The sequence below is a fragment of the Marinobacterium arenosum genome (assembly GCF_019795155.1).
Lineage (GTDB): Bacteria > Pseudomonadota > Gammaproteobacteria > Pseudomonadales > Balneatricaceae > Marinobacterium_C > Marinobacterium_C arenosum.
The window spans coordinates 27,523-46,182 of the sequence record NZ_JAILYN010000008.1 but is presented as its reverse complement, the minus strand read 5'-3'; the positions used below and the strand labels follow the sequence as shown (position 1 = coordinate 46,182).

The window sequence follows — 18,660 nt, the reverse complement described above, 5'->3', positions numbered from 1 at the left end:
TGGTGCCTGCCATCTGCCGAAACCGGGCCCACCATGAGCCAGTACCAGTTCAGCGCCGACGAACGCGACGCGCTCTACAAAACCATCTTCCAGCGGCGCGACGTGCGCGGCGAGTTCCTGCCCGAGCCGATCCCCGACGAGGTGCTGGCCCGGCTGCTGCAGGCCGCCCACCACGCGCCCTCGGTCGGTTTCATGCAGCCCTGGGACTTCCTGCTGATCCGTTCAACCGAGGTGAAACGCCGGATCCACCAGGCGTTCCTGCGGGCCAACGCCGAAGCCGCCGAGCAGTTCGACGACCAGCGCGCGCTGCACTACCAGCGGCTCAAGCTGGAGGGCATTGTCGAGTCACCGCTGAACATCTGCATCACCTGCGACCGCGAGCGCGCCGGGCCGGTGGTGCTGGGCCGCACCACGATGCCGGAGATGGACCTGTACAGCAGCGTCTGCGCGGTACAGAACCTCTGGCTGGCGGCCCGCGCCGAAGGGATCGGCGTCGGCTGGGTCAGCATCATCCACCCCGAGGCGCTGCACGAGATCCTGCAAATTCCGGACCGGATCGTGCCGATCGCCTACCTCTGCCTCGGCTACACCAGCCACTTCCACGACCAGCCGGAGCTGCAGCTCAAACGCTGGCGGCAACGGCTGCCGCTGAGCGAACTGGTCAGCTTCGAGCGCTGGCAGGGTGAGCCGCAAGAGCCGCAACAGCAGGCACTGCTGGACCGGCTGGCCGAGCCGCCATTCTCAGTCGACTGACAGCCGCGCCAGTACCTGCGCCAGGCGCTGCCAGTCGGCCTCCCTTGCCGGCAGACCGAAGCGCACCACCCCAGCCTGGTCGAACAGCCGCGTCAGTATCGCGTTCTCCGCCAGCTGCCGATGAAGCTGCCCAGCCCGCTCGGCACAGTCGAAGCTCAGTGTGCAGAAGTAATCGGTGCCGCTCAACTCGACGCCGTACCAGCCCTGGGCACTTAAAAGCGCCTGTAACCGTGCGCCCTGCCCGGCCAGCCGCTGGCGGGCCTCGCGCTGCCAGTCCCGGTCGGCCAACGCTTTCCCGGTCAGCCACTGGGCCGGATGGCTGACCGCCCAGGGGCCGAGCCGCGCGGCCATCCGCTGGCGCAGCTCTACGCTGGCGAACATGAACCCGCTGCGGATGCCGGCCAAGCCGAAGAACTTGCCCACCGAGCGCAGCACGATCAGCCCGTCGGGCCAGTCGCCGTCGATCCGGGCCAGCAGTGACCCGTCCGGCCGGCTGTCGATAAAGGCCTCATCCACCAGCAGCCAGCCGCCGCGCGCCGCCAGCCGCCGATGCCACGCCAGCAAACGCTGCGGGCAGTAGCGCTGGCCTGTCGGGTTGTTCGGGTTGATCAGCAGCAGCACGTCGAGCGCAGCCAGCGCGGCGTCGATCTGTTCCGTAGCCAGCTCGACCAGTTGATGACCGGCCTGCTGCCAGGCCTTACGGTGCTCGTAATAGCCCAGCGCCGCCAACCCGACCCGGCCCGGCGGGCGCAGCTGCGGCAGGGTCTGGATAAACGGCTGCGAACCGGCACCATGCAGCAAGCTGGCGTTGCCGTAGTAATCAGAGGCCGCCCGTTCGAGCGACTCGCTCGGTTCCGGCAGCCGGTTGAACACCTCGGCCGGGATCGGCGGCACAGGCCAGCCGAGCGGGTTGATGCCGGTGGACAGGTCGAGCCAGTCGGCCGGCGCAATGCCGTATCTCTCAGCGGCCGCCCGCAGCTGACCGCCGTGCTGGTGCTGCATCAGAGCGTCCCCCCGGAGAGCCACGGCAGACTGAACAACGCCACCGCTACAAGCCAAAGCACCAGGCTACGCCGCAGCAGCCGGATCGCCCCGTCGATCGCCGCGCCATCGGCCCAGCGGCCGCTGCCCATCGGCGGTTTTTCCACCGCCTTGCCGTGATAGATCACCGTGCCACCAAGCTGTGCATTCAGCGCGCCGGCGCCGGCGCACATCACCGGGCCGCCGTTGGGGCTGGCGCAGGCCGCGGCCTGATCGCGCCAGCAGCGCAACGCCGTGCGGGTATCGCCGGCCAGCGCATAGCTCAGCGCGGTCAGCCGGGCCGGCAGCCAGCCGAGCAGGTCGTCCAGCCGCGCCGCCGCCCAGCCGAAGCGGTGGTAGCGCTCGGTCTTGTAGCCCCACATCGCATCCAGCGTATTGACCAGCCGGAACAGGATCACCGCCGGCGCTCCGCCGATCAGGCACCAGAACAGGGCCGCGAACAGCGCATCGTTGCCATTTTCCAGCACCGACTCCACGGTGGCGATGCTGACCTGGCGCTCGTCCATCGATGCGGTTTCGCGGCTGACGATCCAGCCGACCCGTTTGCGCGCCGCCGCCAGATCGCCCCGGTGCAACGGCACGGCCACCGCTTCGGCATGTTCCACCAGCGAGCGGCCACCCAACGCCAGGTAGAGGCAACCGGCCGCCAGCAGCGCCTGCAGCCACGGCTGCCCGGCCCACTGCAGGTGCAGCCAGAGCAGCAGCACCGGCAACGGCAATACCGCCAATAACAACGTCAGCACGCCGATCAACCGACCGCCGCCACGATTGAGCCGAGATTCCAGCCAGCCGGCCAGCCGGCCGAAACCGACCAGCCAGTGCCAACGGCGCGGCTCGCCCAGCCAGCGGTCCAGCAAGACGCCGAGCAGCAGGGTTGGCAGTAGCAGTTCAATCGGCAGCAATATCCGTTCCTATCTATCCATTTCTAGCCATTGGCCGGTGCGCGCGGGCATTCATTATCGATGCGATACGCAGCGGCTTGAGCGTCCAGCAGCCGGGCCGCAAAAATCGCCCCTTAAAAAAACCGGGCCTAAAAAAACCGGGCCTCAAAAAAACCGGCGGCAGTGTGCCATTTATCCGGCAGCGCTTGAACCGTCGCCAACCGGCAAATTATTCAGCCAGCGATTAATACTGTTCAAGTGAACGCGAGCAATACTCCTTTGCGAATGACAATCGCCCTGCTACCATCCGCTCGTTCGGGTGTCAGGGCTCCATTGTTCCAGCTCTGACTTAATTGGGAAGCAGGTGCGCCCAGCGCTAATCCTGCACTGCCCCCGCAACGGTGAATGACCGGCTAGCGCCGGTACGAAGTCCGATACCAGCCCGACAGACGTGGCCGCGTCCGCTAGACAAGCCGGCCGAAATTTAATCCTTGCATGTGCGGGTGGGCACAGAGGAGATCTATTCATGTCAGTCGCTACCTCCCAAGGCAGCAGCGCCAGCGAAGCGCGCCGTCTTTCTTCCTCGTTCCAGTTGATCGCCAGTGCGGCGCTCGGCCTGTTTATCGTGCTGGCTGTCGGCATGCTGCCGATGGATGCGGTGCATAACGCCGCCCACGATACACGCCACAGCGCGGCCTTCCCCTGCCACTGAACCCGGTGACGGCCGGATTGGCCGCAGCCACCTGATCAACAGGACAAAACCATGCTTTTTCGACGCACCATTACCGCGGCGCTGGCCGTGGGCATCCTGGCCGGCCTGCTGCTGGCCAGCCTGCAACATTTCGCGGTCACCCCGCTGATCATCGAAGCCGAGGTTTTCGAGCTGCCCGAAGCGGCACCGACCAAGCATCATCATGGCGAAGCCGCCGGACACAGTCATAGCCACGGCAACGACGAAGCCTGGGGACCAGCGGATGGCGTCGAGCGCAGCGGCTACACCTACCTGACCAGCAGCCTGCTGGCGATCGGCTTCGCCATGGTGCTGGTCAGCGCGATGAGCGCCCGCCGCCACCAGCAGCTCAAGCAGGGACTGCTGTGGGGGCTGGCCGGTTTCATTACCTTCTTCGGCGCCCCGACTCTGGGGCTGGAACCGGAACTGCCCGGCATGGCGGCCGCCGAACTGGATGGCCGTCAGCTCTGGTGGCTGCTGACCGTGGCACTGACCGGCGCCGGCCTGGCCTGCGCCGCTTTCGCTCCAGGGGCGCTCAAGACGATCGCCCTGCCGTTGCTGGCGCTGCCGCACCTGCTGGGCGCGCCGCAGCCGGCGGAACACGGTTTCCCCGGTCAGCCGGACAGCGCGGTAACGGTGCTGCACGGCCTGCACAGCCAGTTCATCACCGCCACCACGATCAGCCATCTGCTGTTCTGGCTGGCACTGGCGCTGCTTAGCGCGCTGGCGGTGAAGTTCTATATCAAACCGCAACAATACTGAGCGGTCGGGGCGCGGCATGACCAATACCCATAGCCAGCCGACCTTTCCGTTCAGCGCCATCGTTGGTCAGCCGCACCTCAAGCAGGCGCTGTTGCTCTGTGCGGTCGATCCGAAGATCGGCGGCGTGCTGATCAGCGGCCCACGCGGCGCGGCCAAATCCACCCTGGCCCGCGCCTTGGGCGATCTGCTCGATCAGCCTGACGCGGCTAAGAGCGAACGCACAAGACCGTTCGTCAACCTGCCGCTGGGCTGCAGCGAGGAAAAACTGACCGGCTCGCTGGATTTCGACCAGGCGCTGACCGAACAGCGGCTGCAGTTCAGCCCCGGTCTGCTGGCCCGCGCCGACGGCGGTCTGCTCTACGTCGACGAGGTCAACCTGCTGGCCGACGGGCTGGTCGATCTGCTGCTGGACGCCAGTGCCAGCGGCATCAACCATGTCGAGCGCGACGGCATCAGCCACAGCCACCCGGCCCGCTTCGTGTTGATCGGCACCATGAACCCGGACGAGGGCGAGCTGCGCCCGCAACTGCTGGACCGCTTCGGCCTGTTCGTCGACAGCGGCGGCCCACTGAGTATCGAGCAGCGACTGGAAGCCACCGAACGGCGGATCGCCTTCGACGACGATCCGGCCGGGTTCTGCGCTGTCTACCAAGATCAGCAACAACAGCTGCGCGATCAGCTGCGGCGGGCCTCGGTGCTGTTGCCGGAGGTGGCGGTGGATAGCGACAACCGGCGGCTGATCGCCGAGCGCTGCGCCGAGGCCGGGGTGGACGGCCTGCGCGCCGATATCTGCCTGTGGCGGGCCGCCCGCGCCGCCGCCGCGCTGGCCGGCGCAGTGCAGGTTGACGAAAGCCATATCGAGGCGGTCAGCGAGCTGGTGTTGGCCCACCGCCGCCAGTCGACGGATCAGCCGGTGCCGCCAAAACCGCAGCAACCGCCCTCAGCGGATGCTGCGCCGGATAGCTCGCCCGATAGCGGCGACAGCAACCCTCCGCCGAGCAACGGCAGTCAACAGCAGAGCGCAGGCGACTGGGGCGCACTGCCGGCCGAGCCCGCCGCTGCTCCGCAGCAAACCGGCCAGCGACCGCAGTGGCAACCGCAATGGCAGCGGGAGGCCCGTGCGGCAAAAAAGCGCTGAGCCCGGCGGCCGGTAACGGCCGGGCAAGTCGTAGCCGCAGCGGAAGCCCGAGCCGGCAATGCGGCGACAGAGTTGGCGATATTAAAAGGATTGATTGGCCGGCGACCTTGTCGGCCGCTGAAAACCTGCGCCAGCGACAACTGGTGCAATTGAAGAAACGGCGTCAGCGCCCGGCGCCGCAGCGGCTGCACCTGCTGTTGCTGGACAGCTCCGGCTCGGCCGCCGCCAGCCTGCCGCTGGCCAAGGGGGTGATCGCCGAGCTGAGCCGGCACTGCTACCTGCAGCGCGAACAGCTGACGCTGTTCAGCTTCGCCGGCGAGCGGGTCGAGCGGCGGCTGAAACTGCAGCGGGCGCCGAAACGACTGGCACCGCTGCTGCAACGGATCGGCGCCGGCGGCGGCACCCCGCTGGCCGAGGCGATGAACCAGGCGCAGCGGTTTATCCGCCAGGCCCGCGCCCGCCAGCCGGGCTGCGAGATACAACTTTACCTGCTGAGCGACGGCCGCAGCCGGGCACTGGACCAGCTGCAGCCGCCCGAAGCGCCGCTATTGGTCATCGACACCGAATGCCAGCCGGTGCGGCTGGGCCGCTGCCGAACGCTGGCCGCGCGGCTGGGCGCCGACTACCGGCATATCGACAGCCTGCAAACGGCGACCGGCGCCACAGACAATCAGGAGACAGAGAATGAGTGACCAGGAATACGACAGCCCCGAAGCGCGTGAAGAGCGCTACCTGAAACGGCAGAAGAAAAAGAAAGAGATCGTCGATGCGCGGATCGCCTCCGCCACCGAGGAGCGCGGCGTACTGCTGCTGCTGCGCGGCAACGGCAAGGGCAAGAGCAGCTCGGCGTTCGGCATGCTGGCGCGAGCGCTGGGCCACGGCCAGCGCTGCGCGGTGGTGCAGTTCATCAAGGGGCGCGGCAGCACCGGCGAATACAAGTTCTTCAGCGAACTGCCGCAGGTCGATTTCCACGTGATGGGCCACGGCTTCAGCTGGGAGACCCAGGACCTCGACAAGGACCGCGAAGCCGCCCGCCAGGCCTGGCAGCTGACCCTGCCGATGTTGCAGAACCCGGACTACAACCTGATCGTGCTCGACGAGCTGAGCTACATGATCAAGTACGGCCACCTGGATGCGGCCGAGGTGGCCGAGGCGCTGGCCAACCGCCACCGGATGGTCAACGTGGTGGTGACCGGCCGGGTGATGGCCGACGAGCTGCTGGCAGTGGCCGACACCGTCAGCACCATCAAGGACGACGGCCACGCCTTCCGCAAGGGGGTCAAATCCCAGCCGGGTATCGACTGGTAATGAGTTGCGCCACGGTGCCGAGTAGCCGGCTAGCCGGCCAGCTCGCCGTTGAAGATGTCGGCCACCAGCTGCGGCGCCGAATCGAAGTAGCCGTGCAGGTAGGAGGCGGTGATTGCGCCGTGCCGGTAGATCGGCTCGCCGGCGGCGCCGTTGCGCCGGCGGATGCAGTGCGCCAGCGGCGGCAGATCGGTGTCGAGGCGCGAGTGGTGGAAGCTGTGGCCGCGCAGTGTCTGACCGTCCAGGCTGAGTTGCTGCAAGCCGATCGCCTGGAAGCGGGGCTGCATCGCCGCCCGGCCCCGCAGCAGACCGCACATCGGCCATTCCTCGCCGTCGGCGGTCTGCAGGCTGTCCAGCAGGTAGAGCAGCCCGCCGCACTCGGCGAGGATCGGCAGGCCGGCCTGCGCCGCCGTGCGGATGCTGTCGCGGCTGCGATGGTTGCCGCTCAGCAGGGCGGCATGCAGTTCGGGATAACCGCCCGGCAGCCAGAGCGCATCGCACGCCGGCAGCGGTTGGTCGGCCAGCGGCGAAAAGCCGACCAGCTCGGCGCCGAGCCGTATCAGGCACTGGCGGTTGGCGCGGTAGATGAAGCTGAACGCCAGGTCCTCGGCGATGGCGATGGTCTTGCCGGCCAGCGGCCGACCGCCATCAAAATCGGCCAGCGGCGCGCCGGCGCGGAAATCGACCGCCGGCGGCAGCTGCGCCAGCCGGCTGTCCGCCAGCAACTCGGCGGCGATATCCAGCTGGGCGTCCAGCTCGGCCAGCTCGGCGGCGTTGACCAATCCCAGGTGGCGCTCCGGCAGCTGCAGCCTGGCATCGCGTGGCAGCGCCGCCAGCAATGGCAGGGCCCCGCTCAGCGATTGCTGCAGCAGCTCGACATGGTGGCCGCTGCCGACCCGGTTGGCGATCACTCCGTGCCAGTTCAGCCCGTCGCGGAAACCGTGCAGGCCGTGGGCCAGCGCGGCGAAGGTCTGCGCCAGCCCCTGGGCATCGATCACTGCGGCCAGCGGCAGCTGGAAGGTTGCGGCCAGATCGGCGCTGCTGGGGTTGCCGTCGTACAGCCCCATCACCCCTTCGATCAGCAGCAGGTCGTTGTCAGCGGCGGCCTCGGCCAGCAAGCGGCGGCACTGGGCCTCCCCCAGCATCCACAGGTCGAGGTTGTAGACCGGCTGGCCGCTGGCCTGGCGATGCAGGGTACCGTCGAGAAAATCCGGCCCGCACTTGAACACCTGCACCTTGCGGCCGGCGCGTCGGTGCAGCCGGGCCAGCGCCGCGGTCAGCAGTGTCTTGCCCTGGCCGGAGCCCGCCGCGCCGATCATCAGCGCCGGGCAACGGGCGTGCAGGTTGGTCATCGGGTTCGCCGCCTCATCGGTAAAAAGCAAAACGTCAGTATACCGTTTTGTAGTGTCACTTATTCGATTTTGACAGGCGATCGGCCCGGCGCCGACGCACAAGGAACAACAGCATGAACCTGAATAAAGTCCCCGCCACCATCGTCACCGGCTTTCTCGGCAGCGGCAAAACCACCCTGCTGGCCAACCTGCTGAAGCAGGCCCAGGGCAAGCGCATCGCGGTGATCGTCAACGAGTTCGGCGAGCTGGATATCGACGCCGAGCTGATCCGCTCCTGCCCGCTGGACTGCCCGGAAGCGTCCGCCGCCGGCGACGGCGAGGCCGGCAAGATCTACGAGCTGGCCAACGGCTGCATCTGCTGCACCGTCGAGGAGGAGTTCCTGCCGGTGATGCAGCAGCTGGTCGCCCGCCGCGACGAGCTGGACCATATCCTGATCGAGACCTCCGGGCTGGCGCTACCGAAACCGCTGGTGCAGGCGTTCAACTGGCCGGAGGTGAAAGCGCACTGCACCGTCGATGCGGTGATCACGGTAATCGACGGCCCGGCGGTGGCCGCCGGTCGTTATGCCGCCGATCCGCAGCGGGTGCAGGCCCAGCGGCTGGCCGACGACAGTCTGAACCACGACCCGAGCCTGCGCGAACTGCTGGACGACCAGATCGACTCCGCCGACCTGGTGCTGGTCAGCAAGAACGACCTGCTGGACGGCGAGCAGCGCGGCCAGGTGGAACAGCTGGTGCGCGAGCGGGTGAAACCGTCGGTGAAGATCGCCCATATCGAGAACGGTGCCATCGACAGCGAGCTGATCATCGGCCTGCAGGCGGCCAGCGAGGAGCGGATCGATGCGCTGCACACCCATCACGATCACCACCACGCCCACGGCCACCACCACCGCCATGCCCACGACGACTTCGATTCGCTGTCGCTGACGCTCGGCGAGGTGGACGAACAACGGCTGCGCGACAGCCTGCAGCAGCTGCTGCGCGAGCAACCGATCTACCGCGCCAAGGGGTTCGCGGCGGTCAACGGCAAGCCGATGCGCCAGGTTGTGCAGGCGGTCGGCGAACGGCTGGACAGCTACTTCGACCGGCTCTGGCAGGCCGACGAGCCGCGCCAGACCAAGGTGGTGCTGATCGGCCAGCAGCTGGATGCCGAGGCGCTGCGCCGCCGGCTGCAAACCGCCGAGCTCTGAGCAGACGGGAGGAGACTGGACGATGCATCTGCTGGCCGCCAAGCCGGGCGGGTTCAACGATGACGAGGGCATCGTCGACCTGCAGCAAACCGCCGCCGAGCTGGTGATCCTGGCCGCCCAGGACAGCACCCTGTCGCTGCTGGCGCGTCGCGCCGAGCAGCTGCCGGCGGACTATCCCAGCCTGCGGCTGGCCAACCTGCTGCACCTGATGAAACCGGCGGCGTTCGACCTCTACGCCGACCGGGTGCTGGAGCAGGCCAAAGTGATCCTGGTGTCGCTGCTCGGCGGCAGGGCTTATCTGCCCTACGGCGTCGAGCAACTGCAGGCGATCTGCGCCCGCAGCGGCGCCCGACTGGTGCTGGTGCCCGGCGACGACCAGCCAGATCCGGAGCTGACCGAGGCCGGTAACGTCGAGGCCGACTGTGCAGAGCGGATCTGGCGCTACCTGCGCGAGGGCGGCGCCGGCAATATCGATCATCTGTTCCGCTACCTGCAGCAGCGCTTCTTCGCGCCGCAGTTGGTGGAGCCGCCACCGCCGCGCGCCCTGCCCCGCACGCTGATCTGCCAACCGGGGCCGGACGGCCAGTGGCGCCAGCCGACCCTGGACGAGTGGCGCCAAGCGTATCCACAGGCCGATAGTCGCCCGGTGGCGCTGCTGCTGTTCTACCGCAGCCACCTGCAGGACGACAACCTGCGGGCGTTTGACGGCTTTATGCACAGCCTGGAGCAGGCCGGCCTGCGGGTACTGGCGGTGGCGGTGGCCTCGCTCAAGGACGCCGAATGCAAGGCAGTGGTCGACCGGCTGGCGGCACAGGCCGAGGTCAAGGTGGTGCTGAACACCACCAGCTTCGCGATCGGCTCGCCCAGCGCGCTGGCGCAACCGGCGGCCGGCGCACCGAAGCCGTTGTTCGCGGTCAACGCGCCGGTACTGCAGGTGATGCTGGCGGCCAACAGCCGCGACGACTGGCAGCAGTTCAGCCGGGGATTGCGGGCGCGCGATATCGCCATGAACATCGCCCTGCCGGAGATGGACGGCCGCATTATCAGCCGGGCGATCGCCTTCAAGGAGGCGGCCGGGCGCAGCGAGCGCTGCCAGTACGACGCCATCCAGTTCGAACTGCATAACGAGCGGGCGGCGTTCGTCGCCGAGCTGGCGGCACGCTGGGCGGCGCTGACCGGCAAGTCCAACGCCGAGAAGCGGATCGCGCTGGTGCTGGCCAACTACCCGACCCGCGACGGCCGCATCGGCAACGGCGTCGGACTGGACACCCCTCAGTCCACCGTCGAGATCCTGCGGGCGCTGGCCGGGGCCGGTTATCCGGTATCCGATATACCAGCTGACGGCAGCGCATTAGTAAAAGAGCTGCTCGGCAACGTCACCAACAGCGCCGACAGCCTGTGGCTACGCGGCTGCCAGCAGAGCCTGGCGCTGGCCGACTACCAGCGCCACTTCGACGCCCTGCCGAACGAGTGCCGCCAAGCGGTATTGGAACGCTGGGGAATGCCGGAAGACGACCCCAAGGTACGCCAGGGGCGGATCATGATCGCCGGCATCCGACTCGGTGAGACCTTCGTCGGCATCCAGCCGGCGCGCGGCTTCAATATCGACCTGGCCGCCAACTACCACGACCCGGACCTGGTGCCGCCGCACAGCTATTTGGCGTTCTATTTCTGGCTGCGCCACCACTACCGGGTCGACGCCTTTATCCATATCGGCAAGCACGGCAACCTGGAGTGGCTGCCCGGCAAGGGGGTGGCGCTGTCCGGCCAGTGCTGGCCCGATGTCGCATTGGGGCCTATGCCGCACCTCTACCCGTTCATCGTCAACGACCCCGGCGAGGGCGCTCAGGCCAAGCGGCGCGCCCAGGCGGTGATCGTCGACCACCTGATGCCGCCGCTGACCCGCGCCGAGAGCTACGGCGAGCTGCAGCAGCTGGAGCTGTTGGTCGACGAGTACTACCAGGCGCTGGGGCTGGATGCCCGCCGCGAGCAGTACCTGCGCGGCGAGATTCTCAAGCGGCTGCAGCAGAGCCACCTGATCGACGAACTGCCGTTGAGCGAAGCAGAACGGCAGAACGATGACGCGGTGCTGAACGAATTGGACGCCTACCTGTGCGAGCTGAAGGAGGCGCAGATCCGCGACGGCCTGCACTGCTTCGGCGTCTGTCCGCAGGGCGACCAGTTGATCGACACGCTGATCGCGCTGAGCCGGCTGCCCCGTGGCAACGGCGGCAAAAGCGGTGAAGGCGATAAAGGAAACGCAGAGGATGCCGGTATCCTGCATGCCCTGGCCGAGGACCTGGGGATAACCGAGTTCGATCCCCAGTTCGACCCGCTGCTGGCCGAAGGCCGCCAGCCCTGGCAGGGGCCGAAACCGGCGCCGTTGCTGGCGCTGGACAGCAGCCTGTGGCGCACCGACGGCGACACCCGCGAGCGGCTGGAGCGTTACGCCCGGCTGTTGATAAGCCAATTGATCCACAGCCAGGACGCGCTGGCGGCGGAGTTATCCACGCTGCCAAGTACTGCCGCACTATTTGACTTTATCCACAACCGGCTGGCGCAGGCACTGCGCGACAGCGCCCGCGAGGAGATCGGCCAGCTGCTGAACGGCCTGGCCGGCGGCTTCGTGCCGCCCGGCGCCAGCGGCGCACCGTCGCGCGGCCGGCTCGACGTGCTGCCGACCGGCCGCAATTTCTATTCGGTGGACAGCCGCAGCATCCCCAGCCCGGCCGCCTGGGCACTGGGCCAACAGTCGGCCGAGCAGCTGGTGCTGCGCCACCTGCAGGAGCACGGCGACTATCCGCAGCAGATCGGCCTGTCGGTCTGGGGCACCGCCACCATGCGCACCGGCGGCGACGATATCGCCCAGGCCTTTGCGCTGATCGGGGTACGGCCGGTATGGGCGACCGGCTCCAACCGGGTGACCGATTTCGAGATCATCCCGACGATGCTGCTGGGCCGGCCACGGGTGGATGTCACCCTGCGGGTGTCCGGCTTCTTCCGCGACGCCTTCCCGCAGGTGATCGCGTTGTTCGATGCGGCGGTGCAGGCGCTGGCCGAGTTCGACGAACCGGGCGGCAACCCGATCGCCGCGCGGATCGCCGCCGAACGCCAACAGCTGCTCGACCAGGGGCTGGACGCCGAACAGGCCCGCCGCCAGTCGCGCTGGCGGGTGTTCGGCTCAAAACCCGGTGCTTACGGCGCCGGTCTGCAGGGGCTGATCGACGAGCGCTGCTGGGAGGACGCCGCCGACCTGGCCGAGGCCTACGTCAACTGGGGCGGCTACGCCTACGGCCAGCAGGACGAGGGCAGCGAGGCGCGGACCGCGTTCCGGGCGCGGCTCGGCCAGCTCGACGCGGTGGTGCAGAACCAGGACAACCGCGAGCACGACCTACTCGATTCGGACGACTACTACCAGTTCCAGGGCGGCATGAGCAATGCGGCGCGGGTGATTGGCGGCCGGCTGCCGGCGGTCTACCATGGCGACCACAGCAATCCGGCGGCGCCGAAGATCCGCACCCTGAAGGAAGAGCTGAACCGGGTGATCCGCAGCCGGGTCAACAACCCGAAGTGGCTGGCCGGCATGCGCCGCCACGGCTACAAGGGCGCCTTCGAGATGGCGGCGACGGTGGACTACCTGTTCGCCTACGACGCCACCACCGACCTGATCGACGACTACCAGTACGCGATGGTCAGTGAAAGCCTGCTTGGCGATGCCGACAACCGCGCCTTCCTCGAGCAACACAACCCCGATGCGCTGCGCGAGATGGCGGAGCGGCTGATCGAGGCGATCCAGCGCGGCCTGTGGCGCGAACCCGGCGAGCAGGCCGAGATGCTGGAAAACCTGCTGCTGGACTGCGAACACCAACTGGAACAGAACCGTTGAACGACCGACTGAACAATCCGCCCGTACTGAAAAAATTGAAAAAAACGGCCTTTAAAGAAGCGGTATTCAAAAAAGACTGCCGTACGCTGATGGTGCAGGGCTGCACCTCCGACGCCGGCAAGAGCACGCTGATCGCCGGGTTGTGCCGGCTGCTACAGCGGCGCGGCCATGCCATCGCGCCGTTCAAGCCGCAGAACATGGCGCTGAACAGCGCGGTGACCGCCGACGGCGGCGAGATCGGCCGCGCCCAGGCATTGCAGGCGCAGGCCTGCCGGCTGGAGCCGACCACCGATATGAACCCGGTACTGCTGAAGCCGACCTCGGAGCAGGGCTGCCAGGTGATCATCCACGGCCAAGCGATCAGCACCATGCAGGCACAGGCCTACCAAGACTACAAAAAAACCGCCCGCACGGCGGTATTCGACGCCTACCAGCGGCTAAAAGACAGCTACCGGGCGGTACTGGTCGAGGGTGCCGGCAGCCCGGCGGAGATCAACCTGCGCGCCCACGACATCGCCAATATGGGCTTCGCCGAGCAGGCCGACTGCCCGGTGATCCTGGTGGCCGATATCGACCGTGGCGGGGTGTTCGCCCACCTGGTCGGCACCCTGGAGCTGCTGTCCGCCAGCGAACAAGCACGGATCGTCGGCTTCGTGATCAACCGCTTCCGCGGCGACATCAGCCTGCTGCAATCGGGCCTCGACTGGCTGGAGCAGCGCACCGGCAAACCGGTACTGGGGGTGGTGCCGCACCTGGACGGGCTCTACCTGGACGCCGAAGACAGCGTCGGCCTCGGCCAGCATGACGCCAGGCAGGACGCGGCATTACGGGTGGTGATTCCGAAACTGCCACGGATCAGCAACCACACCGATTTCGACCCGCTGATCCAGCATCCCGAAGTATCGGTCAGCTTCATTGGCGAAGGGGACACTCCGCCGCCGGCCGATCTGGTGATCCTGCCCGGCAGCAAGAACGTGCGCCGCGACCTGCAGTGGCTCAAGCACCACGGCTGGGAAAACTACCTGCAGCGCCACCTGCGCTACGGCGGCAAACTGCTCGGCGTCTGCGGCGGCTACCAGATGCTGGGCCGGCGGATCGACGACCCGGCAGGAATCGAAGGCGCCCCCGGCAGCGAAGCCGGCTTTGGCCTACTCGACCATGTCACCGAACTGAAAGCGGTCAAACAGCTCAAGCGCACCGAGGGCCTGCTGCAGCTTCCCGATTGCGAGCCGGTGCAGCTGGAGGGCTACGAGATCCACGCCGGCATCACCGAGGGCCCCGCCCTGCAACGGCCATTCATGACGCTGGCAGAGGGCTGCGACGGCGCGGTCTCTGTGGATAACCAGATCGCCGGAACCTACCTGCACGGCCTGCTCGATCAGCCCGATGCCTGTGGACAACTGCTCCGATGGGCCGGTTTTTCTAATAGTGAAGGGATCGATATCCACGCCCTGCGCGAAGCCTCGCTGGAACGGCTGGCGGATTGTTTGGAGGATAGATTGGATATGGCTGCAATTGAAGAGCTGTTTTTGGCTCCAAACTCCTGATAACCCGCCCCCCATTGCCGGAAGTAGAGGCATGCTTTATCCGGTATCACAACGTGCGGCCCAATGGCCGCCTCCTCCCTTCTCTCTTTTCGTTGAGAATTCGGCTTTTTATACCAGTCCCACCAAACACCAGGCGCGTATATCCGCAGCTCCAAGCATTGGATAGCGATGAACTATCCAAGCGATAGTGCATTTCAATTATCGCAATAATATTTATCGCGATAACCTAATACTCATCCAGTGCAAACACCCAAATCTATCGATCTTAGGAGACTCATCATGCAGGTACTGTACAAAGCCAGCGTTACCTCCACCGGCGGCCGTGACGGCCAGGCACGTTCCAGCGACTGCATCCTGGATGTGAAACTGACCACCCCGAAAGAGCTCGGTGGTGCCGGCGGCGAGGCCAGCAACCCGGAACAGCTGTTTGCCGCCGGCTACTCAGCCTGCTTTATCGGTGCGCTGAAGTTCGTCGCTTCTCAACAGAAGGCGGAGATTCCAGCGGATACATCGGTCCGCGCCGAGGTGGGTATCGGTCAGATTCCGGGCGGTTTCGGGCTCGATATCGACCTGTTCGTCGAGCTGCCGGGGCTGGACCAGGCGCAGGCCAACGATCTGGTCGAGCAGGCGCACCAGGTATGCCCGTATTCCAACGCCACCCGCGGCAACGTCGAGGTGAGGCTGCACACCCGCGTCTAAGCGGCGCCCACCCGAACAATCGCCGAAACACGCCCCCGCCCGCCAACAGGCCGGCGGGGTTTTCTCATTGCGGCTTTTTCATTGGGGAGAATCGGAGTGGCGGATTTACCCCTGTGGACAACCTGAGTTTGTTAAACTGCTCGTTTCCCCGCAAAGACAGGGCGCTGGTCGCCGCAGAGGTAATACCCGGATGGAAAATTCGAGCTGCGAAGCCCTCAAGCTGGACAACCAGCTGTGCTTCGCAATCTACTCAACGTCGCTGACCCTGAACAAGCTGTACAAGCCGTTGCTGCAGCAACTCGGCCTGACCTACCCGCAGTACCTGATCATGCTGGTGCTCTGGGAACAGGACGATATCACCCTGAGCCAGCTGAGCAAGCGGCTCGGCCAAGATATGGGCGCCCTGAGCCCGGTGATCAAGCGGCTTGAGGCCCAGGGACTGATTACCCGGCAGCGCAGCGAGGCGGACGATCGCAAAATCCACCTGCGACTCACTGAAGAAGGTCAGGCGCTGCAACAACAGGCCGAGGCGGTGCCGAGCCATATACTCTGCGCCAGCGGTTTGAGCGTCGAACAGGCGCTGACATTGAAGCAGCAGCTGGATGAACTGCGCCAGACGCTGCAGGAGGTTGGCGTCCAGCCGCTCGACGCAAAAACATAAGGCATAAGGCCGCCGCGCTCTGACAGGGCCGATGGCCACCTGCCTAGCAGAAAAACAGGGTGGGCCCGCCTCAGTATTTCCTAACGGGGTATCGCCCCGCCGGTTCAATTCACCAACAGCGAATGCTGTGCCGGCAGGCTGATGCCGTGGATCTCGGCGAAGGTCTGGGTGGCTGCATACACGCCGATGGCCACCACCAGCCCCATCAGTACCATTCCGATACAGACGATCAGCATCGCCAGCAGTTTGGACAATTTGGTTCTCGGCACCAGATCGCCGTAGCCCAGCGTGGTGGCGGTGACGAACGACCAGTACAGCGCGTCGAAACGGCTCCAGCGTTCACGCCGGCCGACGACCTGCCCCAGCATGAGAATCAGCAGCGCCATGCCGATCAGCAGCGGCGATGCCAGGTAGCAGATCAGAAAAAACAGCTTTAGAAAGGTCAGCGTAATTTCCATCGCAGCCCCGTGTCACGTCCAATGGGAACATTTACCGCGATAAGTATATGGGAACGGCCGGGGTTGGGTTAACGGCGGGGAGTTAACGGCGATAAATTAACAGCTATGAATTAACGGCTATCAATTAACGGGAGTGAGCTGGCCGTGCCGAGATGCACGGCATACCGTGTGTCAGCCACTGTTCGCTGGAAACTTGAAATAAAAAAAGGCACCCATAAAGAGTGCCTGAGCCAAGGGATTGGAAACGAGTTCCAATTACAGCGCCAAGCGACGGATATCACTCAGCAGACTGTTCAGGTAAGTAAGGAAGCGGCCTGCGTCGCCACCGTTGATGGCACGGTGGTCGTAGGACAGGCAGAGCGGCAGCATAGTGCGCGGCTCGAATTCCTTACCGTTCCAACGCGGCTTGATATCCGCCTTGGAGATTCCGAGGATAGCGACTTCCGGGGCGTTGACGATCGGCGTAAAACCGGTACCGCCGATGCCGCCGAGGCTGGAGATGGTAAAGCAGGCGCCCTGCATCTCGTTCGGCTTCAGCTTGCGGTCTTTCGCCTTGCCGGCCAGTTCGATCGCTTCGTTAGACAGTTCGTAGATGCTCTTCTTATCGGCATCTTTGATCACCGGCACCATCAGGCCATTCGGAGTGTCTACCGCGATGCCGATGTTGATGTATTTCTTGTAGACGATGTGCTCGCCGTCGGCGTGCAGCGAAGCGTTGAACTTCGGGTTCGCCGCCAGCGCCTTGGCCACCGCCTTGATCATGAACGGCAGCGGGGTCAGCTTGACGCCGGCCTTGGCCGCTTCGTCCTTCATCGACTTGCGGAACGCTTCCAGCTCGGTGATATCCGCATCGTCGAACTGGGTGACGTGCGGGATGTTCAGCCAGCAGCGCGCCATGTTGTCACGGGTGACCTTGGCGACCTTGCTCAGCTTCTCGACTTCGATCTCACCGAACTTGCTGAAGTCCACTTCCGGAATCGGCGGAATACCGCTGCCGCTGGTGACGGCTGCTGCCGCCGGCTGCTCTTTCAGCTGTTTCAGCGCAGTCTTGACGTAAGCCTGGACGTCCTCTTTGACGATCCGCCCCATGCGACCGGAACCGGTCACCAGCGACAGGTCGACGCCGAATTCGCGGGCCAGGGAACGTACCGCCGGGCCGGCGTGGACAGTCTTGTTCTTCTGCTCCAGCTCGGCCGGAGACAGCTTGGACGCCGCAGCAGCCGGGGCCGCCTGCGGGGCCGCCTTCGGCGCTTCGGCCTTGGCCGGAGCTGCTGCCGGAGCCGGTGCGGCTACCGGGGTCGCTGTCGCAGCCGGAGCCGCGCCCTTAACTTCCAGCACCAGGATCAGGTCGCCTTCGTTGCAGCTGCCGCCTTCGGAGATCTTGACCTCTTTGACGATACCGCCTTTCGGCGCCGGCACTTCCATCGACGCCTTGTCGGTTTCCAGTACGATCAGGCTGTCGCCTTCGTTGATCTCGTCGCCGGCCTTGACCAGCACTTCGACCACATCGACATCGCTGGCGCCGGACAGGTCCGGTACCAGTACGTCTTCGACGCCGCCCGCTACCGCTGCCGGAGCCGGTGCTGCCGCCGGAGCCGCTGCCGGTGCTTCAGCCGCCGGGGTCGGCGCCTCCGCTGCCGGAGCTGCAGCTTCAGCCCCTGACACCTGCAGTTCCAACAGCAGATCGCCTTCGTTACAGGTGTCGCCTTCGTTGATCTTGACCGACACCACCTGGCCGCCTTTCGGGGCCGGTACTTCCATCGACGCCTTGTCGGTTTCCAGCACCATCAGCGAATCGCCTTCGCTGATGGTGTCGCCGGCCTTGACCAGCACTTCCACCACATCGACGTCGGTAGCGCCGGACAGGTCCGGCACCAGTACATTCTCAACAGCGGTAGCCGCTGCCGGAGCTGCAGCCGCTGCGGCAATCGGCGCCGTAGCCACCGGTGCTTCGGCGACCGCCACGTCGGCCTCGTCGGCTTCAACCAGCGGTTCGGGATCGGCCGCAGCCGCTTCGCCGGACAGGCTGAGCTCGACGATCACATCGCCTTCGTTACAGGTATCGCCTTCCTTCACCAGAATATTCTGGATGGTGCCGGCCTTGTCTGCCGGCACTTCCATGGACGCCTTATCGGTTTCCAGCACGATCAGCGAGTCGCCCTCGGCGACCTGGTCGCCGACAGAGACACAAACTTCGACAATATCTACGTCGGACGCGCCGCCAATATCAGGAACGGTAATGGTAGTCACAATCGAA

16 protein-coding genes and 1 riboswitch are annotated in these 18,660 nt (G+C 65.8%); of the genes, 11 read left to right on the top strand and 5 right to left on the bottom strand.

What is annotated here, in order from left to right; genetic code table 11:
- Positions 1–33: 33 nt before the first annotated feature.
- The gene (gene bluB, locus K6T12_RS05525) at positions 34–753 is read left to right on the top strand and encodes a 5,6-dimethylbenzimidazole synthase (protein ID WP_222220291.1); all 720 of its coding nucleotides are present in this window, start codon (positions 34–36) and stop codon (positions 751–753) included.
- On the opposite strand, the gene cobD is transcribed toward bluB, so the two are convergent.
- Together cobD and cbiB are read right to left on the bottom strand one after the other, a co-directional pair.
- A complete protein-coding gene (gene cobD, locus K6T12_RS05520; protein WP_222220289.1) occupies positions 742–1,755 on the bottom strand; it encodes a threonine-phosphate decarboxylase CobD in 1,014 nt (337 codons plus the stop codon). The genes bluB and cobD overlap by 12 nt on opposite strands.
- Positions 1,755–2,696, bottom strand: coding sequence for an adenosylcobinamide-phosphate synthase CbiB (gene cbiB / locus K6T12_RS05515; protein ID WP_255611567.1), 942 nt, complete (start codon positions 2,694–2,696; stop codon positions 1,755–1,757). Before cbiB ends, cobD begins: the two co-directional genes overlap by 1 nt.
- 279 nt (positions 2,697–2,975) lie before the next feature.
- Positions 2,976–3,134, top strand: a riboswitch (cobalamin riboswitch).
- Between the two features lie 67 nt (positions 3,135–3,201).
- Here cbiB and K6T12_RS05510 point away from each other — a divergent pair.
- The 5 genes from K6T12_RS05510 to cobO are packed head-to-tail and all read left to right on the top strand — an operon-like array spanning position 3,202 to position 6,613.
- A complete protein-coding gene (locus K6T12_RS05510) occupies positions 3,202–3,387 on the top strand; it encodes a CbtB domain-containing protein (protein ID WP_222220287.1) in 186 nt (61 codons plus the stop codon).
- A 51-nt stretch (positions 3,388–3,438) separates the two neighbouring features.
- Positions 3,439–4,167, top strand: a complete 729-nt coding sequence (locus tag K6T12_RS05505) for a CbtA family protein (protein WP_222220285.1) — start codon at positions 3,439–3,441, stop codon at positions 4,165–4,167.
- A gap of 16 nt (positions 4,168–4,183) precedes the next feature.
- Positions 4,184–5,305, top strand: a complete 1,122-nt coding sequence (locus K6T12_RS05500; RefSeq protein WP_222220283.1) for an ATP-binding protein — start codon at positions 4,184–4,186, stop codon at positions 5,303–5,305.
- Positions 5,269–5,997 carry a vWA domain-containing protein gene (locus K6T12_RS05495; RefSeq protein ID WP_255611566.1) on the top strand — a complete coding sequence of 243 codons (729 nt, stop codon included), beginning with the start codon at positions 5,269–5,271 and terminating at the stop codon, positions 5,995–5,997. The genes K6T12_RS05500 and K6T12_RS05495 overlap by 37 nt, the downstream gene beginning before the upstream one ends.
- A complete protein-coding gene (gene cobO / locus K6T12_RS05490) occupies positions 5,990–6,613 on the top strand; it encodes a cob(I)yrinic acid a,c-diamide adenosyltransferase (RefSeq protein WP_222220279.1) in 624 nt (207 codons plus the stop codon). The genes K6T12_RS05495 and cobO overlap by 8 nt, the downstream gene beginning before the upstream one ends.
- Before the next feature lie 29 nt (positions 6,614–6,642).
- Here cobO and K6T12_RS05485 read toward each other — a convergent pair whose 3' ends face one another.
- Entirely contained in the window at positions 6,643–7,962 is a 1,320-nt protein-coding gene (locus K6T12_RS05485; RefSeq protein WP_222220277.1) for a cobyrinate a,c-diamide synthase, read from the bottom strand.
- 113 nt (positions 7,963–8,075) lie between these two features.
- Here K6T12_RS05485 and cobW point away from each other — a divergent pair, with 113 nt between their 5' ends.
- The 5 genes from cobW (at position 8,076) to K6T12_RS05460 (ending at position 15,945) form a co-directional block, all read left to right on the top strand.
- Entirely contained in the window at positions 8,076–9,152 is a 1,077-nt protein-coding gene (gene cobW / locus K6T12_RS05480) for a cobalamin biosynthesis protein CobW (protein WP_222220275.1), read from the top strand.
- Between the two features lie 22 nt (positions 9,153–9,174).
- A complete protein-coding gene (gene cobN, locus K6T12_RS05475; RefSeq protein ID WP_222220273.1) occupies positions 9,175–13,038 on the top strand; it encodes a cobaltochelatase subunit CobN in 3,864 nt (1,287 codons plus the stop codon).
- Positions 13,039–13,127: 89 nt separating this feature from the next.
- The gene (locus tag K6T12_RS05470) at positions 13,128–14,585 is read left to right on the top strand and encodes a cobyric acid synthase (RefSeq protein ID WP_222220429.1); all 1,458 of its coding nucleotides are present in this window, start codon (positions 13,128–13,130) and stop codon (positions 14,583–14,585) included.
- Between the two features lie 279 nt (positions 14,586–14,864).
- The gene (locus K6T12_RS05465; protein WP_222220271.1) at positions 14,865–15,284 is read left to right on the top strand and encodes an organic hydroperoxide resistance protein; all 420 of its coding nucleotides are present in this window, start codon (positions 14,865–14,867) and stop codon (positions 15,282–15,284) included.
- Between the two features lie 190 nt (positions 15,285–15,474).
- On the top strand, positions 15,475–15,945 hold the full coding sequence (locus tag K6T12_RS05460; RefSeq protein ID WP_222220269.1) for a MarR family winged helix-turn-helix transcriptional regulator: 471 nt from the start codon (positions 15,475–15,477) through the stop codon (positions 15,943–15,945).
- 104 nt (positions 15,946–16,049) lie between these two features.
- Here the strand turns inward: K6T12_RS05460 and K6T12_RS05455 are convergent, their stop codons facing one another.
- A complete protein-coding gene (locus K6T12_RS05455) occupies positions 16,050–16,403 on the bottom strand; it encodes a potassium channel family protein (protein WP_222220267.1) in 354 nt (117 codons plus the stop codon).
- Between the two features lie 255 nt (positions 16,404–16,658).
- A complete protein-coding gene (gene aceF, locus K6T12_RS05450) occupies positions 16,659–18,653 on the bottom strand; it encodes a dihydrolipoyllysine-residue acetyltransferase (RefSeq protein WP_222220265.1) in 1,995 nt (664 codons plus the stop codon).
- Positions 18,654–18,660 lie beyond the last annotated feature (7 nt).

What these genes read in the sequence shown, in the direction of transcription:
- bluB (WP_222220291.1), top strand. Translation starts at nt 34, where the DNA reads ATGAGCCAGTACCAGTTCAGCGCCGACGAACGCGACGCGCTCTACAAA.
- K6T12_RS05510 (WP_222220287.1), top strand. Translation starts at nt 3,202, where the DNA reads ATGTCAGTCGCTACCTCCCAAGGCAGCAGCGCCAGCGAAGCGCGCCGT.
- K6T12_RS05505 (WP_222220285.1), top strand. Translation starts at nt 3,439, where the DNA reads ATGCTTTTTCGACGCACCATTACCGCGGCGCTGGCCGTGGGCATCCTG.
- K6T12_RS05500 (WP_222220283.1), top strand. Translation starts at nt 4,184, where the DNA reads ATGACCAATACCCATAGCCAGCCGACCTTTCCGTTCAGCGCCATCGTT.
- K6T12_RS05470 (WP_222220429.1), top strand. Translation starts at nt 13,128, where the DNA reads ATGGTGCAGGGCTGCACCTCCGACGCCGGCAAGAGCACGCTGATCGCC.
- K6T12_RS05455 (WP_222220267.1), bottom strand. Translation starts at nt 16,403, where the DNA reads ATGGAAATTACGCTGACCTTTCTAAAGCTGTTTTTTCTGATCTGCTAC.
- cobD (WP_222220289.1), bottom strand. Translation starts at nt 1,755, where the DNA reads ATGCAGCACCAGCACGGCGGTCAGCTGCGGGCGGCCGCTGAGAGATAC.
- K6T12_RS05465 (WP_222220271.1), top strand. Translation starts at nt 14,865, where the DNA reads ATGCAGGTACTGTACAAAGCCAGCGTTACCTCCACCGGCGGCCGTGAC.
- K6T12_RS05495 (WP_255611566.1), top strand. Translation starts at nt 5,269, where the DNA reads ATGGCAGCGGGAGGCCCGTGCGGCAAAAAAGCGCTGAGCCCGGCGGCC.
- cobN (WP_222220273.1), top strand. Translation starts at nt 9,175, where the DNA reads ATGCATCTGCTGGCCGCCAAGCCGGGCGGGTTCAACGATGACGAGGGC.
- cobW (WP_222220275.1), top strand. Translation starts at nt 8,076, where the DNA reads ATGAACCTGAATAAAGTCCCCGCCACCATCGTCACCGGCTTTCTCGGC.
- K6T12_RS05485 (WP_222220277.1), bottom strand. Translation starts at nt 7,962, where the DNA reads ATGACCAACCTGCACGCCCGTTGCCCGGCGCTGATGATCGGCGCGGCG.
- K6T12_RS05460 (WP_222220269.1), top strand. Translation starts at nt 15,475, where the DNA reads ATGGAAAATTCGAGCTGCGAAGCCCTCAAGCTGGACAACCAGCTGTGC.
- cobO (WP_222220279.1), top strand. Translation starts at nt 5,990, where the DNA reads ATGAGTGACCAGGAATACGACAGCCCCGAAGCGCGTGAAGAGCGCTAC.